Here is a 4826-nt window from a genome sequence, read left to right on the forward strand (position 1 = left end):
CTTAGAGTTTAGCTTCCCTTGCCGCTTTGTCCAAGTGTCCTCTAACAGGTTTTTTGGGTTACCTATCTTACCATGACCCCCGCCGTCGCTTGCTGGTTCACTTTGACGCCTTTCTATTAGATGCAAATCAATTTTCATGGTATCCATCGGCAAGGAGACGGCTGGAATATGGCAACCCAATCAAAGACCACTCGATCGAAATCAAAGTCCAAATTCAGCCGCTCGGACGCAAAAAGTAAGCCTGCGAATCGAAAAAAAGCCAAGGGAAACCCCTTCCATCAGCGACTTGCCTCGCTGACCTACTACCAAGCCTGTCAATTGCTCGGTGAACAAGGCCCCGAACTGCTCCGCCAAAGCAACCGGGCCTTCGAAATCGATTCCGAAGAAGATGTCTTCCTGGGCGGCGACCTGTATCGCGTTCGGTTTCATGATTCCGACGTCCCAGGCGGACGTGCAATCGCGATGTTGACACTGCAATCGGCTCGCTCGAAACAGTTGCAGACCAATTGTGATCATTGCGAAACCGCGTGTGTCCATCTGGCCGCGGCTTTGTCGCATCTGTTGGAAGCCAAAAGTGTCCTTGGTCTGGCAGCGCCACCGGATGAATCGGTGCCGCTCGAAAATCTGACGCATGATGAATTGCGAGAACGTGCCCTGGCCGAACGTCGGCAGCGGGCGGCCGAAGAACCGATGATGGTCCGCACCACCGATTCGTCAAAACCTTGGACCGACTATGTGGTCACCAGCAAAACGTCGGGCAAGTCCTATCGTGTCGCTCTGCGTGGGACCGAGCCAGGCCAATCGTATTGCTCTTGTCCCGATTTTCGCACGAACTCACTTGGAACGTGTAAGCACGTCTTTCATGTGCTGGAAAAAATTTCACGGCGGTTCAAAAACTCGGAGTTAGCGACACCTTATCAACGCAACAATTTGTCTTTGCGATTGCACTACGGCGACGATTTTGGTTTGCGATTTAATTTGCCGTCGAAGCTAGATCCAACGGTCGAAGAAATCGTGGATCGAGCCGGTGAGCAGTCCTTGCGTGATGGGCAAGAGGCGATGCGGCGGATTGAGGCGCTCGAACACGCTGGTCACCCCGTTCATCTTTACCCCGATGCCGAGGATTACCTTCAGCGTGCATTGGTGCAAAAGCATCTGCAATCGCAATGTGATGAGATTCGCCGCAATCCCGCCAAGCATTCGCTGCGAACTGAATTGCTGGACGCCAAACTGTTGCCTTACCAACTCGATGGGATCGCGTTCGCCGTGGGCGCCGGACGTGCGATCCTGGCCGACGACATGGGGTTGGGCAAGACGATTCAAGGGATCGGAACCGCGGAATTGCTCGCTCAGTTGGCCGATATCAAACGTGTGCTGGTGATTTGTCCGGCATCGCTGAAGAGTCAATGGCGAAGCGAGATCGAGCGGTTCAGTGGCCGCAGCGTGCAAATTGTGCTGGGGACCGGTGCCGAGCGGGCGGAACAATATCGCAGCAACGCCTTCTTTACCATTTGCAACTACGAACAGGTGTTGCGAGATCTCACGGCAATGGAATCCACCCCGTGGGATTTGATCATTTTGGACGAAGGCCAGCGAATCAAAAACTGGGAGTCCAAAACCAGCAACATGATTCGTACGCTGCAAAGTCCTTATCGATTGGTGCTTTCGGGCACTCCGCTTGAAAACAATCTTGGCGAGTTGTTTACGGTCGCGAGATTTGTGGACGAACAGCGTCTTGGACCCGCCTATCAATTCTTTCATCGTCATCGGGTTGTTGACGAGAAGGGGAAAACGCTCGGGTACCAGCGGCTGGATCAGCTTCGCGAAACGATGCAGCCCATCCTGCTGCGGCGAACACGGGCCGAAGTCGCAAAACAGTTGCCCGAGCGGACCGATGAAATCGTGCGAATTGAACCGACGGCGGAACAACTGGAAATTCACGACAGCAACATGAAGGTGGTTGCCCAAATCACCGCGAAGAAATTTCTAACCGAAATCGACATGTTGCGTCTGCGTCGCGCATTGGCAATGGCCCGGATGGTCGCTGACAGCACGTACCTGATCGATCAACAGGACCAAGAATACAGCAGCAAGCTAGAACGACTCGGCGAGCTGCTTGACGGCTTGATTGCCGATCCCACTCGCAAGATTGTGTTGTTCAGCGAATGGCGACGGATGCTCGATCGCGTCGAGCGGCGGTTGGATCAAATCGGATGCGACTTTGTACGGCTCGATGGCAAAGTGCCTCAGAAGAAGCGGGCTGCAATTGTGGCTCAATTTCAAAACGACCCCGAGTGCCGGGTGATTCTGATGACCAACGCCGGTTCAACGGGGTTGAACCTGCAGAGTGCCAACACCGTGATCAACGTCGATTTGCCGTGGAACCCAGCAGTGTTGGAGCAGCGGATTGCGCGAGCTCACCGCATGGGGCAAAAGAATCCTGTGCACGTTTACAAACTGGTGACCACGGGAACGATCGAAGAGAAGTTGTTGGACACGTTGGCATCCAAGCAGGACTTGGCCAATGCGTCGCTCGATATGCAGAGTGATGTCGAGTCGGTCGAATTGTTCAGTGGTATGGAGGAGTTGAAACGGCGGCTTGAGCAAATCATCGGCCCCACGCTGACCGCGCCGGTGGACCAGAGCCAACAGCGACGGGTCGAGGCGGAAACCGAAGCGTTGCGTCAGCGACGCGAAAAAGTTTCGGCTGCGAGCGGCCAGCTTGTCGGAGCCGCACTTGCGTTGGCCGGGGAATTGATCAACAAGCCGGGGGACACCCCTCCATCAAGCGAAACGGTCGATCGATTGACCGAGCGACTGAGTGAATGTGTCGAAACCGACAGCCAAGGTCGTCCGCAATTGACGATCAGTCTGCCGGACAACGATGCGCTGCGAGGCTTGGCAATGACGCTGGCGCGACTGCTGGAAGCCTAATGCGAGGTGCTTGTCATTGAGGCAACAAGACATCGGTACGCCTGCTTTCTGTGCAGATGTCGCGTGAGACTTCGTCGCACCGATTCGCTGATGAAGACGCGTTTTGATCGTGTTTTGACGCAATAACCTCAATCTATTTTCTCTCAGCTCGCTTGGTTGAGTCGGTTGGCATAGCAGATGCGTTGGGTGGATTTGCTTTGGGTAACGCTGGGAAGGATTTTTACGTAGCTACCTTTGCCAGAAGGTGGTGATTCGTATTTGGGCGGCAATCATCCACGCTCTGGCGAGCGTAGCTACGAAATGGAAGAGCCGTCATTTTCCCCCTTTCAAATGTTTCACCGCGTTGTGCTTTTAAGGCTAAACGGTTGGCATCCAAAGCAGATGACATAAATCAACGCTGCTGGGAAACAAGGGATGCACAAGCCTGATGCGATGTTGCTGGAGCGAGCTCGTGCGAGTGCCGAAGCGGCTGGCTATCCTCTTGCAAGTCCAGCGAAGCATCGCCGCGTCGTGTTGGTCACTGGAGCGTCGGCGGGGCTGGGATTGGCGCTCGCGCGGCGATTGATCGCCGAACAAGAGCCGCAGCAATACCACATCGTCCTGACCGCTCGTGAGTCCTCGTTGGCCCGCTTTGAAACGCAAGGAATCAATGCGAGCGAGACGGTTTGGATACGATCATTGGAGGTGACCGATGCAAACCAGCGATGCGAGTTGGTCGCAGAGATCGACAAGAAGCTTGGTGGCGTCGACATTCTGGTCAACAACGCCGGGGTGGCCTATCGATCGTGTGTCGAACATGTGACCGAGCCGGAGCGATTGCATCAGATGAACATCAACTTTCGTTCGCCACTGGAACTAATCCGCTGTGTGCTGCCCGGGATGCGAGCTAGACGATCCGGGAAGATCATCAATATCTCGTCGGTGGGTGGGATGATGGCGATGCCGACGATGTCGGTCTACTCGGCATCCAAATTTGCCTTGGAAGGTGCCAGCGAAGCACTCTACTACGAATTGAAACCTTGGAATGTTTCCGTGACTCTGGTGCAACCAGGATTCATGCGTTCGGACGCGTTCGCGAAAGTCCCTTACACGGTGATGAGTGCGAAGGCATCAAGTGATTGCAGTGACCCGTATCATGAACACTACCACCACATGGAAAAATTTATTGCAAAGATGATGGGGCGGGCACTTGCCACTCCCGACTCGGTGGCAAGCAAGGTGACTCGTATTGCGAGATCTAAATCACCCCCGCTACGAGTCTATGGCAGTGTGGATGCGGTGGCGTTCGCGTGGTTGCGATGTCTGCTGCCTCGACGTTTTTACACGTGGTTGTTGTATCGAAATCTGCCGAACGTCCGCCAGTGGGGACAACGCTAGAAGCGATCATCGCCGTAGCGGAAGTCGTCAAGATTTTCGATGAATCCGGAGAGCGCCGGACGAAACTTTTGACGGCTCGTTGATTTAGTCGTAGGACGGACTTCCTAGTCCGTCCAATACACCATTGACGGACTAGGAAGTCCATCATACACCCCTGCCGCACGGAACGTCACTAAATCAACAGCCCGTCAAGGCTTTCGGGGGAATCGGGGAGGCCCGGACGAAACTTTTGACAAGTTTCGCTACGAAGTGGGTCAAACTACGAGGTTGGTTTGCGGCCTAGAAACAGATAATACGGGGCTCGCAGCAGCGGTAGGTACGGGACCCTGCCAAGTCGTTCTTCGCAGCGATCGGTCGTGAACCGGCGGTGGAGCATCGCGAGGTGATCGCTGCTTAGAAACACGTTGTCGGCGGCGAACCAGTGCGACCAAAATGCACGCCGCAACCAACCATGTTGCCGTTGGTTCTTGGCCGCATGTTTTCGCGAGACATAAAAATCGACCACCGCAATTACC

2 protein-coding genes and 1 pseudogene are annotated in these 4826 nt (G+C 54.6%); 2 read left to right on the forward strand and 1 reads right to left on the reverse strand.

Going from position 1 to position 4826, the window contains the following annotated elements:
- The first annotated feature begins 168 nt into the window (after nucleotides 1–168).
- Nucleotides 169–2934 (forward strand): DEAD/DEAH box helicase, encoded by a 2766-nt coding sequence (locus ABX962_RS30380; RefSeq protein WP_372725179.1) that lies wholly within the window; start codon nucleotides 169–171, stop codon nucleotides 2932–2934.
- Between the two features lie 414 nt (nucleotides 2935–3348).
- A complete protein-coding gene (locus ABX962_RS30385; protein ID WP_372725180.1) occupies nucleotides 3349–4311 on the forward strand; it encodes an SDR family NAD(P)-dependent oxidoreductase in 963 nt (320 codons plus the stop codon).
- Between the two features lie 259 nt (nucleotides 4312–4570).
- Here ABX962_RS30385 and ABX962_RS30390 read toward each other — a convergent pair.
- Nucleotides 4571–4826: pseudogene (locus ABX962_RS30390) on the reverse strand (SAM-dependent methyltransferase); the annotation flags it as partial.

The sequence above is a fragment of the Novipirellula sp. genome (genome assembly GCF_041583735.1).
Classification (GTDB): Bacteria; Planctomycetota; Planctomycetia; order Pirellulales; family Pirellulaceae; genus Novipirellula.